Origin of the sequence: Paracoccus yibinensis (assembly GCF_030846195.1) — a bacterium.
GTDB lineage: Bacteria > Pseudomonadota > Alphaproteobacteria > Rhodobacterales > Rhodobacteraceae > Paracoccus > Paracoccus yibinensis.
Genome location: NZ_JAVCWH010000031.1, coordinates 1 through 14,775 on the forward strand (window position 1 = coordinate 1; position 14,775 = coordinate 14,775).

At 61.5% G+C, this 14,775-nt stretch carries 11 protein-coding genes and 2 pseudogenes; 8 read left to right on the forward strand and 5 right to left on the reverse strand.

Annotated features, from left to right (window positions below; genetic code table 11):
• Positions 1 to 330: 330 nt before the first annotated feature.
• The 3 genes from RAH32_RS20350 to RAH32_RS20360 are packed head-to-tail and all read right to left on the reverse strand — an operon-like array spanning position 331 to position 3,603.
• Positions 331 to 1,164: a CpsD/CapB family tyrosine-protein kinase gene (locus tag RAH32_RS20350; protein ID WP_306610235.1), complete on the reverse strand. Its 834-nt coding sequence runs from the start codon at positions 1,162 to 1,164 to the stop codon at positions 331 to 333.
• A 22-nt stretch (positions 1,165 to 1,186) separates the two neighbouring features.
• The gene (locus RAH32_RS20355) at positions 1,187 to 2,674 is read right to left on the reverse strand and encodes a GumC family protein (protein WP_306610236.1); all 1,488 of its coding nucleotides are present in this window, start codon (positions 2,672 to 2,674) and stop codon (positions 1,187 to 1,189) included.
• 29 nt (positions 2,675 to 2,703) lie between these two features.
• Positions 2,704 to 3,603 (reverse strand): ExeA family protein, encoded by a 900-nt coding sequence (locus RAH32_RS20360; protein ID WP_306610237.1) that lies wholly within the window; start codon positions 3,601 to 3,603, stop codon positions 2,704 to 2,706.
• 311 nt (positions 3,604 to 3,914) lie between these two features.
• Between RAH32_RS20360 and RAH32_RS20365 the strand changes: the two genes are divergently transcribed.
• The 4 genes from RAH32_RS20365 to RAH32_RS20380 all read left to right on the forward strand — a co-directional run bounded on the left by RAH32_RS20365 (position 3,915) and on the right by RAH32_RS20380 (position 9,437).
• Entirely contained in the window at positions 3,915 to 4,715 is an 801-nt protein-coding gene (locus RAH32_RS20365; protein ID WP_306610238.1) for a sugar transferase, read from the forward strand.
• A gap of 153 nt (positions 4,716 to 4,868) precedes the next feature.
• Positions 4,869 to 7,331 (forward strand): tetratricopeptide repeat protein, encoded by a 2,463-nt coding sequence (locus tag RAH32_RS20370; RefSeq protein WP_306610239.1) that lies wholly within the window; start codon positions 4,869 to 4,871, stop codon positions 7,329 to 7,331.
• Positions 7,332 to 7,500: 169 nt separating this feature from the next.
• Positions 7,501 to 8,109: a polysaccharide biosynthesis/export family protein gene (locus tag RAH32_RS20375; RefSeq protein WP_306610240.1), complete on the forward strand. Its 609-nt coding sequence runs from the start codon at positions 7,501 to 7,503 to the stop codon at positions 8,107 to 8,109.
• A gap of 5 nt (positions 8,110 to 8,114) precedes the next feature.
• The gene (locus tag RAH32_RS20380) at positions 8,115 to 9,437 is read left to right on the forward strand and encodes a hypothetical protein (protein ID WP_306610241.1); all 1,323 of its coding nucleotides are present in this window, start codon (positions 8,115 to 8,117) and stop codon (positions 9,435 to 9,437) included.
• Between the two features lie 897 nt (positions 9,438 to 10,334).
• On the opposite strand, the pseudogene RAH32_RS20385 reads toward RAH32_RS20380, so the two are convergent.
• Positions 10,335 to 11,136, reverse strand: a pseudogene (locus RAH32_RS20385) (IS5 family transposase).
• Between the two features lie 204 nt (positions 11,137 to 11,340).
• Here RAH32_RS20385 and RAH32_RS20390 point away from each other — a divergent pair.
• The 4 genes and pseudogenes from RAH32_RS20390 to RAH32_RS20405 all read left to right on the forward strand — a co-directional run.
• Positions 11,341 to 12,402 carry a methionine ABC transporter ATP-binding protein gene (locus tag RAH32_RS20390; protein WP_306610242.1) on the forward strand — a complete coding sequence of 354 codons (1,062 nt, stop codon included), beginning with the start codon at positions 11,341 to 11,343 and terminating at the stop codon, positions 12,400 to 12,402.
• On the forward strand, positions 12,392 to 13,066 hold the full coding sequence (locus tag RAH32_RS20395; protein ID WP_306610243.1) for a methionine ABC transporter permease: 675 nt from the start codon (positions 12,392 to 12,394) through the stop codon (positions 13,064 to 13,066). The genes RAH32_RS20390 and RAH32_RS20395 overlap by 11 nt, the downstream gene beginning before the upstream one ends.
• A gap of 33 nt (positions 13,067 to 13,099) precedes the next feature.
• Complete coding sequence (locus RAH32_RS20400; protein ID WP_306610244.1) at positions 13,100 to 13,876, forward strand: MetQ/NlpA family ABC transporter substrate-binding protein; 777 nt, start codon at positions 13,100 to 13,102, stop codon at positions 13,874 to 13,876.
• A gap of 124 nt (positions 13,877 to 14,000) precedes the next feature.
• Positions 14,001 to 14,190 (forward strand): annotated as a pseudogene (locus RAH32_RS20405) (IS110 family transposase); the annotation flags it as partial.
• An 86-nt stretch (positions 14,191 to 14,276) separates the two neighbouring features.
• On the opposite strand, the gene RAH32_RS20410 reads toward RAH32_RS20405, so the two are convergent.
• On the reverse strand, positions 14,277 to 14,775 hold a 499-nt coding region (locus tag RAH32_RS20410; protein WP_373429746.1), incomplete at its 5' end, for a M10 family metallopeptidase C-terminal domain-containing protein.

The following is a 14,775-nucleotide window of genomic DNA, read 5'->3' on the forward strand; positions in this document are numbered from 1 at the left end:
CTGACGGCAGAGCAACGTCGTGACGGTTGGGGAAAACCGAACAAAACGAGTCCGGCGCTCCATCTCGGTGCCGCATGACCTTTGTTCACCCCGAGCTTTACACCACGCCGACATACCTCACGACACCTGAGGTTTTGCGCTTGGTGGCGCGCCTCATCTTCAGCCGCGCTCCACCAACCGCATTCATCCTGGCATGGTTATTCTGGCGCCGATGGCATCAGGCTCAAGCGGCAAAGGCTCATCGAAGAAAACCCGCATGAAATGCAACTGTAGTACTAATTGCAAAATTAAGCCCTTACGGCGAAAAGGCCGATGACTTACCGGACCAGATCAGGCGCTCCCCTCGGCATCTACCCGCCCGTCGCCATAGCGATATGCGTTCAGAACCACGCCCAGCACGTTGGTGTATTCACCCACCTCGCGTTCGCAACTGTCGAAATCGCCGTACCGAGTCTGGTCAGCGCGGGCTAGGATCAGAGCACAATCCACATGCTGCAGAAAGGCACGGGCATCGTCACCGATCAGGATCGAGGGCAGGTCGAAGATCATGATGTCGGGCGCATAATCCGTCTGGATCTGGGCCAAGGTGTCGCGAGTGGTGTCGGCCATCAACAATCGGGTCGGGTCGGTCTGCGCTTCTCCCGACAGGGCAAGGGCTAGGTTGAGTCCGATTCGCCGGCCGTGATCAGCAAAAGAACGCTCCCCGCGCAACAGGGGTGCGATCGAGGGAGGCTGCGGCAATCCCAGCTTGTCTGCGACCGCAGGCGCACGAAGGTCGAAGTCGAACAGCATCGACCGCAGTTCCGGCTGACGGCCAAGCGCTAGGGCTAGGTTTACCGCCGCTGTGGTCTTGCCGCTTTTTGGCAGGGGCGAGGTGATGGCTAGCCGCCGCCAGCCGTTCTGGCGCATCTGGTACAGGATCTTGGTGCGCAGCACGTCGAAGGGCGTCGATTCCCTAGATGCGCTTTGAGACAGGATACGTGCGCGGACCAGAGCCGCGTGGTCCAGATGCGCCTCGGCCAAGCCGTACCACAGGTCCATTTTGCCGGAATCGGAGGCAGCGGTAGAGGGTGCGTCGGCCGTGACCGGCAACGCAGGGGGATCGCCACGCTCGGCCTCGCGCTTTTTGCGGGCAATCTCAATGGCGGCTTGAAGCTTTTCCATGAACCGATTTTTCCTTCACGCTTTAGCCCAGGCCCAAGCGGGTGACGATCTTCTGCGCCAGGATGTCCAGCGGCATGTATTGCGTATGGATCCCCCACAGACCCAACGGGATGATAATCGCCACTGCCAGAATCGCGGCCATCAGAACGGCTTGACGCCTGCGGCGTTCAGCCCGCCCCTCGATATAGGGGATGACAGCCAGAGGCGTGATCTGGAAGCGTGACCGAAGTTCGGCCGGGCGACGGATCGCGTTGTTCAAAAGCTCCATCAGCGCGAAGAACCCGCCCGCCAAGCCCAAGCCTAGGCTGATCCCGGCTAGGGCGATCTTCTTGCGGTTGGGCCCTGACGGCTGGCCGGGTACGCTTGCCGCCTCGATCACGGTAATGCGCTGCCCTTGGGCCGAGGTTTCGACTCGTTCAACCTGGCGGGCCTGATCCAAGCTGGCCACGGCGGCGTTGTAGCGGTCCTGAATATTCTGATGGTCACGTTCCAGCGATCCAAGCGCGATAGTATTGGCTGCCGTTGCGCTGATGGAAGCGCGCAGGTTCTCCAGTTCCTGGTTGGCCTGCGCCATCTCGTTCTGCAGCGCACTCACGCGGCTGTCGATCTGGGACAGGTTCACGTCCAGAAGCGAGTTTCCGCTGTTGGCAGTATCGGCCGGGTTGCCCTGTGCCTGAACTGCGCGTTCGGCGCTGGCAATGCGATTGCGAAGCGTCCGAACACGGGGGCTGTCTTCGGCATAAATGCCCAGAACGCTGTTCAATTCAGCCCGCAAGGCAACCAGTTGCTGCTGTTCCGGGGTCTGGGGCGCAGCATTTGACGGAACATTGCCGGTTTGCTCGAACAGCCGCACCATCTCCGCCCGCTGCGCCTGCAGCACGGCCAGGTCACTTTCCAGCCGGGCCATGCGTTCCTGCAGCAGAGACTGGCGGTCTTGGCGGTATTGTAGGTTTTCCGGCAAGGCATCGGCATTCGCGCGCTTGAATTCTAGAATGCGGGCGTTCTGCCCATCCAGATCCTGGGCAAGCCTTTCGACCTCTTGCTGGAAGAAGGCCAGCCGGTTTTCGGCCACACCCACGCGGTTGCGGGTGTTCGATCCCAAGATCAGGGTGGTGAATTCGTTGACAACGGCGGCGGCGATACGCGGATCGGGCGAGGTGAAGCTGACAGTCATCATTGTCGCCTCATCTCGTCCGCCCGTCCGGCGGATGGTGGTGTTGGCGCGCATTTCGTCAAGCTTCTCGTCCACGCTCAGCGTGTTGTTCTGACCAAAAACGTTCAGCTTGTTGGCGACGTCGATCAGGTTGGCGCGGGTCATGAGTTGCTGTTCGATTACCTGCAGCATCTCGTTGGCAGAATCTGCACTGCTGTCGCGGCTCTCCAAGATGCGGGGGTTTTCGACCAGCAGCCGGGCCGATGTCGAATAAGTGGCCGGCGCGCGGATCGCCCAGGCTGCGCCAAAAGCCGAACAGATGATGAAAAGCGCCAGCATCACAGGAAGCCGCCGCATCAGAAGGGACCAGTAAAACCGCAAGTCGATCATGTCGCGTCCCGCTTAATCTCTTGTTCATGGGCCAGAACCAGCCGGGTGGGGCGTTCGGGCAGAGTAGGTTCGAGGGCCGCCGTTAGGATCAGCCCGTCGCGGATCAGTTCATCAACGATGTCGGCACCGATGATTTGGCAATCGGCCGCTGCGCCATAAACCAAGGCTAGGTCAGCGATCTTGTTAATCATCCGCGGCACGCCGCGCGATTCTGCATGGATGCGGGCGATCGCGGCACCGTCGATTTCGTCGCCCGTGCCACCCGCTTTTTGCAGCCGGTGGCGGATATAGGCAACCGAGGTGTCTGGATCGAAGCTGCTTAGGTGGAAGGTCGCGCTGACCCGTTGGGCAAACTGGCGCAATTCCGGCCGCGTGATAATCTCGCGCAGCTCGGGCTGGCCCAGCAGGATCAGTTGCAGTAACTCGTCCGTGCCCGAGTTGATGTTGGTCAGCATCCGCAGTTCTTCAAGCGTTTCGGCACCTAGGTTCTGCGCCTCGTCGAAGATCAGGACCACCAGCCGGCCCGATGCGTATTCGGACAGCACGAAGTCTTGGAAGGCCTGGAACATGTCCACGTAATCGGTTCCCGCCGGGACAGCGATTTCGAAAGCGTTGAGGATCCAGCGCAACAAATCCCCCCGGTCGCCCCGCGCGTTCGAGATCAGCCCGACCCGCATGTCGGGATCGACGCGGCGCAGCAGCGCCTGGATCAGCGTGGTCTTGCCGGCCCCAACCTCTCCAGTGACGACGGTCAGGGGCGCGCGGGTCATCAGCCCGTATTCCAGCACAGCAAAGGCCTTCCGGTGCCGGTCGGACCAGAACAGCATGTCAGGATCCGGCAGGATCGAGAACGGGCGGACTGAAAAGCCATAATAGTCTAGATAGAACTGGCTCAACCGCGCACGCACTCCAAAATCGACAAGGCCGATATACCTGTCGGGGCAGACATTTGCTAGCCTGCTGCCTCGCCGTTCTGAGCCACCTGCCCAAAAGAGAGGACAAAAGCACTGAGTCGGAAGGACCTACAGGCCGTCACTGCCCTGATTTCTACCCTAGATTGAAGAGCCAGTCCAAGCCTGCCATTCTGGATAGCGTGAAAAAAGGCACGAGCGCTGACAAACATGAACTTCGATCAAAATTTAAGTAATTTTTAATCTAATCGTTCAGGTCTCTGAAATGTCGTGCTAGGCTTGCCTTGTTCACGGGAATGGCATTTCCGCGGCGGGGTCTGATTTGCTGGCCGTGTCGGTTTCCGGAAGTTTTCGCTGGTCACCCTCCCGGGGACAGTTTTCATGGTTTTTCCTCAATGGAGGGAATTTTGACGATCAACACGCGCATGACCGATTTCAAAGCCGATCTTGCTTTGCCGGATGCCGACTTTTCCGACGTTACCGAGGATCGGGGCCTCTACCGCATCGGTGCCAAGCGGGTGTTCGAAACTTTACTGGTCCTGCTCTCCGCACCCGTCACCTTGCCACTAATCCTGTTGATGGCGCTTCTGGTGGCCTGCGACGGGGGCAATCCCTTTTTCGTGCAAAAGCGCCTTGGCCGGAACGGCCGGGTGTTCTGCATTTGGAAATTGCGTTCCATGGTGGTGGATGCCGAAGACCGCCTGAAGGTCCATCTGGACTGCGACCCAGTAGCCCGGCATCAATGGGACAGCACGCAGAAGCTGAAACAGGATCCGCGCGTCACCCGGATCGGTCGGCTTTTGCGCAAGACCTCGATGGACGAACTGCCTCAGCTTTTGAACGTGCTGAACGGCACCATGTCGCTGGTCGGTCCCCGTCCGATGATGGTCAGCCAGCGGCACCTGTATTACGGACGGGCCTATTACCGGCTGCGCCCAGGGATCACAGGCTTGTGGCAAATCTCAGCGCGAAATGAATCGGAATTTGTTGCAAGGGTTCGCTATGATGACGAATATCACCGCAACCTCTCCTGCTGGTTGGACCTGAAGATCCTGATCAGGACGGTAGTGGTGGTTCTGCGCGGCACGGGTTACTGAGACCGCGTCATCCCCGCTGCGGGCCGTCAGAACGTCGGTCCCTGCGCCCAACGCGACGAGACCTGTCCGATCATGATTGCAGACGCTTTCTTCTGTTCCCTTCCCGCCTGGCGAGGTAGCCGCCTTCTTTTATCCACCACCCTGGCGCTTGGCTTGGGCCTGTCACTTGCGGGCTGCAAGACATCCGCCGAAAGAGCCGACGAATATTACCAGTCCGGCCTGGAGCTGCTCGAGCAGGGCGACGCGGACCGGGCCATCGTGCAGTTCCGCAACGTCTTCGACATCGACGGCGCCCATTACGAGGCCCGCAAAACCCTGGCCGAAACCTATCGCGAGCGCGGCGACACGGCCCAAGCCTACAGTCAGTACTTGCGCCTAGCCGAACAGTATCCCGACGATCTTTCCACGCGCATCGCTCTAGCGCGGCTGGCCTTTGACGGACAGCAGGTCGATGAATTTGACCGCCACACCACTCGCGCGGTCGAGATTGCGCCCCAGGATCCGGACGTGCAGGTGCTAGATCTGGTCCGCCGGTTCCGCGACGCCACCCGAGCCGAGGACAAGAGCGCGCGCGAGACCCTGGCCCAAGAGGTAGTCCGCATGGCTGCCGACCACCCCGATGATATCCTGCTTCTGGGCATATTGTTGGATATGGCGGCGGCGGAACGCGATCTGAACGAAGCCGACCGGCTGACCGTGCGGCTTTTGGAATTGCAGCCCGACAGTCCGCAGCGCTACAGGCAGCGGCTGGCGCTTCTGGCTGAACGCGGCGACAATGCGGCCATCGAGGCGCATCTTCGTGCCACCATTGCCAAGTTCCCCGAGGACGGACAGACCAAGGGCGACCTGGTCCGCTTCTACCTGTCGCAGAAGCAGCCTGACAAGGCTGAGGCTTTCCTGCGCGAAGAAGCCGATGCCGCCCCCGCCGACGATCCTGGCCCACGTGCGACGCTTGTCGGCTTCGTCGAGATGCAGCGCGGCGTGGAGGCCGCGCGGGCCGAACTGGACCGCATCATCGCCGAAGGAGGTGATCCCCTGCTGTTCCGCACGCTGCGCGCAGGCTTCGACTTCCGGGACGGCAAGCAGGCCGAGGCCATTGCCGAGATCCGTGCGGTTCTGGACGGCCAGACCGAACCAACAGACGTTTCGCGCGATGTGCGCATCCAGCTGGCGCGGATGCTGGGAGAAACCGGCGACTTGGCTGGCGCGCGCCAGGAAGTCGATACGGTCTTGGCCCAGAATGCCGGTCATCCCGGCGCCCTGAAGCTGAAGGCCGCCTGGGATATCCAGGAAGACAGGGTGGACGATGCCATCCTGTCGCTGCGTACGGCCCTGGACCAAGTCCCCCAGGACGCCGAGGCAATGAGCCTGATGGCCGATGCCTATGAGCGGGCGGGCGAACCGGATCTGGCGCGCGACTACCTGTCGCAGGCCGCCGCCGCATCGGGCAATGCTCCGACCGAAACCTTGCGCCTAGCAACTCGGCTGATGTCCGAGGAACGCTGGCGCCCGGCCGAGGACGCGATCCTTCCCGCCCTGCGTTTGGAGCCCGGCAATTTGAATCTGCTGACGGCACTTGGCCAAGTCTACCTGTCCATGCCCGACCTGCCGCGCGCCCAGGGCGTGATCGCCCGCCTGCGCGAGATCGGCACCGAGCAGGCTAATACCGCCGCCGACCGGCTAGAACTGAACAAGCTTGCCAATGAGGAAGGCAATGCCGCCGCCATGGCTTATCTGGAGCAACAGGCCATGGCGGCGGATGCCAATATGGGCGCCAAATTAAGCCTGATTCGTGCTCAGCTGGCATCCGGCCGGATACAGCCCGCCCTGACACTGGCCCAGGAGCTGGTGGTGGCCAATCCTGAAAGCCGCCCTGCACGCATGGCCTTGGCGCTGTCGCAGGCGGCCGATGGTGACCTGCACATGGCGCGTGAAACCCTTCAGGTATTGATAGAGGAAGAGCCGGGGGACCTGCAGCCCCATCTGACCCTGATTCGCCTGGCCACACTGGAAGGCGACCTGGACAAAGCACTTGCCTTAACCGAGAAGGGCTTGGCTGCTATTCCCGATAGCTCTGACCTGCTGTGGTCCAAGGCTGGGCTAATCGAACGCAAGGGCGACATCAACGGCGCCATTGCCATCTATAACCAGCTTTACGCACGCGATTCCTCCTCGGTCATCGTCGCCAACAACCTTGCAAGCCTGCTGGCGACCTGGAAATCCGACGATCCGGCGGCGGTGGCCCGCGCTTCGGCCGTGGCACGGCGGCTAAAGGACACCACCGTGCCCGCCTTCATGGACACCTATGGCTGGATCCAGCACCTGAACGGCGAAAGCGCTGCGGCCCTACCCTATTTGGAAGGGGCTGCCGAGGCCCTGACCACCGATCCCATTGTGCAATTGCATCTGGGTATCGTGCAGGCCGCTGTCGGCGAGACCGAGGCCGCAAAGGCCCAGCTGCAAAAGGGCCTGGACATGCTGCCCGAGGGCCAGGAAGGCCAGTCGATCACGGCCGCGCGCGAAACGCTGGCCCGGTTGAACGCGCCCGCTCCGGTAGAGGGCGCCTCGGCGGCGGTTCCGGCGGCAGTTCCAACAGAGGGGCAGGCCACGAATTGACCTTTCCATCATCTTGAATGCGGGGGGCGGGCCTGTGATCCTAGAGTGACAGGGGCTTATTTTTTCCGCCCCTTAAACCCTATGCCCATGGCATTGTGATAATTAGTAATCCCGGATGGAAAAACGCCAAGCGCGTGCCAAACGGGAAACAGTTTGAAGGGACTGATCCATGACGATCCTGCTGCGTTTCATTCTGGCCGCACTGCTGGCGCTGCCGCTGGCCTTTACCAATGGCGCCATGGCGCAGGAATACCGCATCCAGTCCGGGGACCGGCTGTCGGTCGAGGTGCTGGAGGATCCGTCGTTGAACCGGACCCTGGTGGTTCTGCCCAGCGGAACCATCGACTTCCCCTATGCGGGCAGCATCCGGGTCGCGGGCCAGACGCCCACGACGGTGGGCAGCCAGATCAGCCAGTCGCTGGCCGGTGTCCTGGCAGCGCCGCCCACGGTCTTTGTGACCGCTACCCCCTTGATCGAACCTGTCCTGCCGACAGAGGTCGAGGAGGACGTGGTCAATATCTATATCATGGGCGAGGCTGGCGCCCCCGGACCCAAGGCCGTGCTGCCCGGCACTACCTTCCTGCAGGCCCTGTCTCAGGCGGGCGGGCTGACGCCCTTTGCCGCGACCAAGCGTATCCAACTGCGCCGCGCGGGAACGCCGGGGCAGGTGATCACAGTGAACTATGCCGCAATCATGCGCGGGGCGGGCATGAACCTTGATCCCGTCCTGGTCGAAGGCGACGTCATCATCATTCCCGAACGCGGCCTGTTCGAGTGACGAAGATGCGGCGTTTGGGTGCGGCGGCAGGCATCGCAGGGCTTCTGGCCCTCCATCCCCTTATGGGCAAGACCCAGGAAACTGATCCCTCCGCCCCCGAGGCGCGGCTGACCCTAGGCCAGCAGATCGCGCTTGAGGACGGCAACCTGATCGGCATTACGCCTCTGGACGTGATCCTGCGCACCGGCACCCGGGTCCAGACACTGCAATTTAACTTGTCCGCGCCCTTCCGCCTGAACGACCCCGAGGAGGAGAGCAACTTCGCCTTGGGCGATCCGCAGGCTCGGTTGCTGTTTCGGCGCGGCGCCCGCAACTCTGCCATCGAGGCCCAGCTTGGCTATCGCGAGAACGACCTAGACGAAGAAATCCTGTTCGACGACATCAGCAACGAGTTTGTTACCGTGGATGGCGGGCGCGTAGCGCAGACGGATGCCCGCCTAACCTATGTCTTTGGACGGGAAGCAAAGTTCGGGGGCGAATTCGGCTTGTCCTGGCTGAGACGCGATTACACCGACACCACCGATCCCGATCTGGACGACAGCGAAACCCGCAACGGCAACATCATCTTCTATCTGGAACCGACGTCTTCGATCCGCGCCCGGATTCTGGCCGCGGCCAGCCGCACGGACGGCGAAATCGACGACAGCCGAACCAACCGCTATGGCGCGGGTGCATCCCTGCAGGTGGACAAGCTGACCAACCTGGATGTCGAACTGGCCCGCACCAGCATCCGCCGCAATGACAACGGCATCCTCGAGGAAACCGAAGGCCCGTCGCTGCGCCTGGACCTAACCCGGTCGCGGCCCTTGGGGGACTGGTCGCTGGCCTTGTCATCGGAACCCGGCACGTCCGGGCGGCGTGACAATTTCAGCATCGGCCGGACACTGGATCTGCGGTACTACAACCTGTCGGGCCAGATCGGCGTGACACGGTTTCAGGGCAGTTACGATTCGATCTTCCAGATCGCCTATGACCAGCAAATTGACCAGCTATCGCAGTTCCAAGCCTCGCTGCGCCGGGCGGGCGTCACGGACAACGACGGGGACGAGGCGCTAAATACCGACATCGCCGCCAGCTACAGCCGTCAGCTCTCGAACGTGTCCAGCATCGGTACCAATATCCGTTACCGCGAAAGCGAAGTGCAATCTGGTGACAGAGAGGATGCGCGGTCGGTATCGTTCGGGATCAACTACAATCATGCGCTGCCGAACGACTTCTCTCTGGTCGCCGGGGCCAGCGTCATCCGTAGCAAGGACAGCGACGGAGAACGCGACGACGAGGAACAGGTGTATCTTGGCGTGAACCGCAGCTTTAGTTTCCTTCGCTGATCTGTCAGGTGAAAGGAGCCGCGATCCGGCAGCCAGTGAAGCGTAAATGGGTGGCATCGCCGGTTACGACCGTCGCCTTATAGGCAACGGCAGCACCGTAATCTGCAAGTCTGCACCACCATACCCCCCTGGGGGCGGACAATACCCAGCGAATAAGGCAGCAGGACATGGGAAAGCGCCGTTCCGCTCGGAACAGTCATAGTAAAGGGTGACAAGATTCTCACCAGGCATCCTAAATCCCAAGTAGACTGGCCCCACCGAGATCACGAAATCGTCCGAACCTATGCTTGCGGATCGGATTTGGTGATCACGTCTTTGGTCAGAGCGCCTACCAACCAGCAGAACTCGGAAAGATCGTGCCCGCAATGCTAACCAGTAGCCATAAGAGCTAACAGGATTGCGAGATTGGGTTAAAATTCAGATCAAGCACATCCAATGGTTTAATTAATTTTTAATAAACTCTACTTTATGGTGAACTACGTATTTGACCATAAAATTCTACAAGGCGTCCTTGAGTATGGCTTTCCCTGCGGCAAGTGCCGGCTCCACCCTTTGCCCAATTGTCCTATGGTCGTCCTAGTCCTGATCCTGATCCTAGCCGGCTCCTTCGCGGGGGCAGTGGCCGCATGGCTGCAAGACGCGTCTTTTTGGGGGATCGTCCTAGGCTATGTCGCCGGCGGCTGGGCGGGGCTATTGGGGACTGCGGTTCTCTGCGCCCTAGCAAGCCTTTGCCGCAGGCTACGAAGAAGAAAGCTTGGCCAATGTGAAAGCATAAAACGCCAGCACTCCCAGAACGACCATCACGCCGTAATGCCACCGGAGGAAGTTGTACCGCTTCGCGAGCCTGAAACAAGCAGTGTCAGCACGTCGCTGTCTAGACTCCAGCCTCATTGATCTTCAAAGCCAGAACAGGACGGTTGCGGCAGGGGCGATGGATGAGAAATGGGTCTGGACAGCGGTCGTATCGAGGGGCGACGTGGCGCCAGTCCTGGGGCTTCCCGAACATGATCTCAATACGGTTGCGCCGCTTGTAACGCCACTTGTCGTATTTCGCAGTCTCCTTGCGGGATGACCTGCCGGGAATACAAGGCTTATCCTCTTTTCCCCCTGGCCTCTCTCAGACAGTCTGCATCATAGCCCTGGTCCGCGAGCAGCCACTCGGCTTTGGGCAGGCTGCCCGGCAGCGCTGCCGCACCGGTGTAGTCGCTCACCGGACCGGCTGACATGAAGAGGTGGATGGGTCTGCCTTTCGCATTGGTGACAGCATGCGACTGGTGTTCATGTCACCTATGCTCAGGCAAACGATCCACGGAACGTTTCCTGATCTTCGCACTGCGCCCGATCTGGCGTCCACGCTCCCCTTTTCTGGCACGCAGGTTGGAAGCCCTGCGATGCGCTTTGAGATAGGTTGCATCGATCATGATCGTCTTGCTCTCGGCACTCTCGGCAGCCAGACCCATCATGATCCGGGCGAAGACCCCATTGTCGCTCCACCGCTTCCAACGGTTATAAAGCGTCTTCGCCGGACCATACTCTCTGGGCGCATCGCACCATCCCAACCCGTGGCGGTTGACGAAGATTACGCCGCTGAGCACACGCCGATCGTCGGCGCGAGGCTTGCCATGGCTCTTGGGAAGTAAGGCGGATCAGAAGACAGTCTACAAAATTGTCTTCCAGCAAACGGCCGCAAGCGTGCCATCTGCGCGTCGGACAGCCAGAAAAGATTGCTCCTTGATCAGGTCTCCTTGCGGAGCTTGAATCATCGCGAGGGCTGAAAAACAAGAGGTCTGAAGCCGCACCGGATAAGTGCCCGCGGCCAGCCGATTTCCTGGCCCACCTTGCGCCCCGCGCTCGATTGGGGCAACCCCGGTCCAGGGCGAGCAGACCGGCAAGGACGAAGCGGATGACCGGCAATACCGCTGCGGATGCGGCAATTAGTTTCGAAAAGGTCGGCAAGGCCTTTGCAGGGCCGGGCGGCGCCCGAATCATGGCGCTGGAGGACGTGACACTGCATGTCGAACCGGGCGCAATCTGCGGCATCATTGGCAGGTCGGGCGCGGGGAAGTCCACGCTGCTACGTATGGTTAACGGGTTAGAGCGTCCGACCAGCGGCACCGTCACGGTGACGGGCTACGACGTGGGCCGCGCCAACAGCACTGCGCTGCGGGCCATCCGCCGCGAAGTCGGGATGATCTTTCAGCATTTCAACCTGCTGGCATCGCGCACCGTGACCGGCAACATTGCCCTGCCGCTGGAAATCGCGGGAGAGCCTGCCGACAGGATACGCGCCCGCGTCGCCGATCTGATTGCCCGCGTGGGCCTGGACGGCCTAGCCGGGCGTTATCCGGCGGAACTGTCGGGCGGGCAGAAGCAGCGCGTGGGCATCGCGCGCGCCTTGGCTACGCAGCCCAAGGTGCTCTTGTCGGACGAGGCGACAAGCGCGCTTGACCCCGAGACCACGCAGACTGTGCTGCGGCTTCTGGCCGACATCAACCGCGACCTGGGCCTGACGATCCTGCTGATCACGCATGAAATGGCCGTGGTCCGCGACATCGCCAGCCACATGGCGGTGATCGAAGGGGGCCGGATTGTGGAAAGCGGCCCCACCTACGACATCTTCACCCGGCCCACGCATCCGACCACGCGGTCCTTCCTTGGAGGCGTGACCGGGCTGGCTTTGCCGGCCTTCATCGCCGGGCGGCTGCTGGACCACCGCCCTGATGGTCCGTCCGAAGAAGTGATCCGCGTGACTTTCGCCGGCAACCATGCGACCGACCCGATGCTGTCCAAGCTGGCCGTCGAAAAGGGCATTGCCAGCAACATTCTGGCCGGCGCGATCGAGGAGGTGGGGCCCCACCCTTTCGGCAACTTGCTGATTTCCGTCGATGCCGCACGGGGCGCCGAGGCGCGGGCCTATCTGGAACAACACGGGCTTCTGACCGAGGTGCTGGGCCATGTCCGCTAACCTGATCTGGCTTCTTTGGGAAGCGACGCTGCAGACCTTGTACATGGTCGCGGCATCGACCGTGCTGGGCACCGTCTTCGGCCTGCCGCTGGGGGTGTTCCTGGCGACATCGCAGCGGGGCGAACTGCTGTCGTCCCCTTGGGCGAACAAGGTGCTGGGGCTGATGGTCAACGCCACGCGGTCCGTGCCCTTCATCATCCTGGTGGTCGCAATCATCCCCCTGACCCGCGCCATCGTCGGCACGTCCATCGGCACCAATGCTGCCATCGTGCCGCTGACCCTGGCCGCGATCCCCTTCATCGCACGCCTTGTCGAAAACGCCATCCGCGAGGTCGATGTCGGCCTGATCGAGGCCGCCCGCGCCATGGGCGCCACGCCAATGCAGATCATCACCAAGGTCCTGGTCCGCGAGGCCCGGCCCGGCATCGCCCTGGGCCTGACGCTGGCCGTGGTCAGCCTGATCGGCTATTCCGCCATGGTCGGCGCCGTGGGCGGCGAGGGCCTGGGCGACCTGGGGATCCGATACGGATACCAACGCTTCATGCCCGACGTGATGCTGGCCGTGGTGGTGATCCTGATCGTGCTGGTGCAACTGGTGCAAAGCATCGGCGAATGGATCGCCGCCCGCTTCGACAAGCGCGCGCCCCGCAACCGGGGCCGCTAAGGTTTTCTTCGCAGACAAGAAAGGAATCGTCCGATGCTGCGTCTTGTTACCCTGACCTCCGCCCTAGCGCTCTCCGCCGCCGCTGCCATGGCCGAAGACATCAAGGTCGGCGTCTCGCCCGGCGAACATGCCGAAATCATGGAGGAAGTGGCCAAGGTAGCCGAGCCCATGGGCCTCAATATCGAGGTAGTCGAGTTTTCCGACTATGTGATCCCGAACACGGCCCTGGCCGATGGCGACATCCAGGCCAACAGCTTCCAGCACCGCCCCTATCTGGAAAACCAGATCAAGGACCGGGGATTTGAGCTGGTGGAAATCGGCACCACCATCACCACGCCCATGGGCATCTATTCCGACAAGCTGGAAAGCCTCGACGCCCTGCCCGAGGGCGCCAAGATCGGCATCCCCAACGATCCGACCAATGGCGGCCGCGCGCTGCTGATCCTGCAAGACCTGGGCCTGCTGACACTGGCCGAGGGCACGGGCCTGGTGCCCACGCCTCTGGACGTCACCGAAAACCCCAAGAACCTGCAGTTCCTGGAACTGGACGCTGCGCAATTGCCCCGGTCGCTGGCCGACACGGATGCGTCGATCATCAACACCAACTATGCCCTGGCGGCCGGCCTGAATCCCAACGAAGACACAGTTGGCATGGAAAAGGCCGACAGCCCCTATGTGAACATCATCGTGGTGCGCCAGGGTGACCAGGATCAGGACTGGGCCAAGAAGCTTGTCCAGGCCTATCACAGCGCCGAGGTGAAGGCCTTCATCGACGAGAAATACGAAGGCTCGGTGCTGACCAGCTGGTAAAGGCCGAGGGGTGGGGCCAAGGGTAGGCAGCCACCCTTCGGGCGACCGAAGCAGACACCGGGACAGCATTGATGATGTGACCGCCCCCTGACGGTATCCGTATGCCAAGGGGGACTGCAACTAGGTGCATGGAGCGGGCGGCGCAGGTCGCGCCGTTCTGCGCAAGAAGATACGGCGGGCGCAGGTGCTGGAGCTTCAGCCAACTGTCCTCTCGCGTCGTGCCGATGAAAGCTTGTGGCGGTGCCCACCTCTTGGGCCGTGAAGTCGGCGATGTGGGTCATGACGTGCGGCTGATCCCGCCCGCCTATGTAAAGGCGTGAAGATAATAAGTTTGAGCTGGAGGCACTGGCATGACACCCCCGGCTCGGTGTTTCAAAGTTTATGGCCTCGGTTAACCCTTTTACAAAATGAAGTCGTTGGCTGTTAGGGTGTAAAGGCCTGTCAGCTCGATCTCGAACTCGGCATCTATATCATCGTCAGTGCTGCCTTGGATGATGGTGTTGCCGTTCTGCTGGAAGTAGCGCAAGCCGCCGTTAACGTTCGCCTGATTGAAGGCGGCGGTCCCGAGGAAGGTGAAGGCGTCGTTGCCCCCCCCGGCGATGGCGTCAATTCCAGACAGGTTGATCAGTTCGCCCGCCACGTTCACCTCGAAATCGCGGATCACGTCGCGTGCTGCGGTACCCACCTCTGTATCTGTTGCAAAGGTAAACACGAACCGGTCGGCGCCGGTGCCCCCCGACAGGATATCCTGTCCGCCGCCGCCGTTCAGCACATCCGCACCGGCACCGCCGTTCAGCACATCCGTACCGGCACCGCCGGAAAGCAGATCGTTGCCGGCGCCGCCCAGGAGGGTGTTGGCAGCAGCGTTTCCGATGAGGTTGTTGTTCAGCGCATTGCCG

Bases quoted from the DNA above. Each gene is read 5' to 3' on its own strand.
- RAH32_RS20350 (WP_306610235.1), bottom strand. From the start codon at position 1,164: ATGGAAAAGCTTCAAGCCGCCATTGAGATTGCCCGCAAAAAGCGCGAG.
- RAH32_RS20365 (WP_306610238.1), top strand. From the start codon at position 3,915: ATGGCATTTCCGCGGCGGGGTCTGATTTGCTGGCCGTGTCGGTTTCCG.
- RAH32_RS20390 (WP_306610242.1), top strand. From the start codon at position 11,341: ATGACCGGCAATACCGCTGCGGATGCGGCAATTAGTTTCGAAAAGGTC.
- RAH32_RS20380 (WP_306610241.1), top strand. From the start codon at position 8,115: ATGCGGCGTTTGGGTGCGGCGGCAGGCATCGCAGGGCTTCTGGCCCTC.
- RAH32_RS20400 (WP_306610244.1), top strand. From the start codon at position 13,100: ATGCTGCGTCTTGTTACCCTGACCTCCGCCCTAGCGCTCTCCGCCGCC.
- RAH32_RS20375 (WP_306610240.1), top strand. From the start codon at position 7,501: ATGACGATCCTGCTGCGTTTCATTCTGGCCGCACTGCTGGCGCTGCCG.
- RAH32_RS20355 (WP_306610236.1), bottom strand. From the start codon at position 2,674: ATGCGGCGGCTTCCTGTGATGCTGGCGCTTTTCATCATCTGTTCGGCT.
- RAH32_RS20395 (WP_306610243.1), top strand. From the start codon at position 12,392: ATGTCCGCTAACCTGATCTGGCTTCTTTGGGAAGCGACGCTGCAGACC.